The organism is Kitasatospora sp. NPDC001540, from assembly GCF_042894345.1.
In the GTDB taxonomy this organism is placed as follows: Bacteria; Actinomycetota; Actinomycetes; order Streptomycetales; family Streptomycetaceae; genus Kitasatospora; species Kitasatospora phosalacinea_C.
In genome coordinates, this window is record NZ_JBIAVO010000086.1 from 1 (window position 1) to 1,314 (window position 1,314).

Annotated in this window: 1 protein-coding gene; it reads right to left on the minus strand. The window is 68.5% G+C overall.

What is annotated here, in order from left to right; all coding sequences use genetic code 11:
* The coding region (locus ACFY00_RS38055; RefSeq protein WP_388038853.1) for a vitamin B12 dependent-methionine synthase activation domain-containing protein at window positions 1-1,314 on the minus strand (1,314 nt) is incomplete at both ends.

A 1,314-nucleotide genomic window follows, 5' to 3' on the forward strand; every position in this document is an offset into this window, starting at 1 on the left:
TACCTGGCGTTGAAGTACTTGGCTTCGGGGTGGTGGACGACGATGGCGTCGGTGGACTGTTCGGGGTGGAGTTGGTACTCCTCGGAGAGGATCACGCCGACGCGTTCGGGTTTGAGCAGTTCGGCGATCTTGGCGCGGTCCTCGAGTTCGGGGCAGGCGCCGTAGCCGAGGGAGAAGCGCGCGCCGCGGTATTTGAGGGCGAACATGTCGCGGACGTCCTGGGGGTCCTCGTCGCCGAAGCCGAGTTCGTAGCGGACCCGGGCGTGCCAGAACTCGGCGAGTGCCTCGGCGAGTTGGACGGACAGGCCGTGCAGTTCGAGGTAGTCGCGGTAGGAGTTGCCGGCGAACAGTTCGTTGGCGGCCTCGGAGATCCGGTTGCCCATGGTGACCACCTGCAGCCCGACCACGTCGCGCTCGCCGGTCTCTTCGGGGCGGAAGAAGTCGGCCAGGCACAGGCGGCGGCCGCGGCGCTGGCGCGGGAAGGTGAAGCGGGTCAGTTCGGAGCCGTCCTCGCGGTGGAGGATGAGGTCGTCGCCCTTGGAGTTGGCGGGGAAGTAGCCGTAGACGACGGCGGGCTCCAGCCAGCCCTCGGTCTGCAGGCGGTCCAGCCAGCCGCGCAGCCGGGGCCGGCCCTCGCTCTCCACCAGCTCCTCGTAGGTGGGGCCGCCGGTGCGGGCGCCCTTCAGTCCCCACTGGCCCTTGAAGAGGGCGTCCTCGTCGAGCCAGGAGGCGTAGTCCTGGAAGGGGATGCCCTTGACGATGCGCTCGCCCCAGAACGGCGGGACGGGGACCGGGTTGTCGATGGCCACGTCCGAGCGGACCTGGCCGAGGTCGGCTTCTTCCGGCTCCGCTACTTCGGTGCGGGCGTGGCGGCGTTTGCGCAGTTCGGGCAGGGTGGCGCCGGGGATGCCGCGTTTGACGCCGATCAGGGCGTCCATCAGGCGCAGGCCCTCGAAGGCGTCGCGGGCGTAGCGGACTTCGCCGTGGTAGATGTCGTGGAGGTCTTGTTCGACGTAGGCGCGGGTGAGGGCGGCGCCGCCGAGGATGACGGGGTAGTCGGCGGCCAGGGCGCGCTGGTTGAGCTCCTCCAGGTTCTCCTTCATGATCACGGTGGATTTGACGAGCAGGCCGGACATGCCGATCACGTCGGCCTGGTGCTGCTGGGCGGCCTCGACGATCGCGGACACCGGCTGCTTGATGCCCAGGTTGACGACGTGGTAGCCGTTGTTGGACAAGATGATGTCCACCAGGTTCTTGCCGATGTCGTGGACGTCGCCCTTGACGGTGGCGAGCACGATGGTGCCCTTGCCCTGG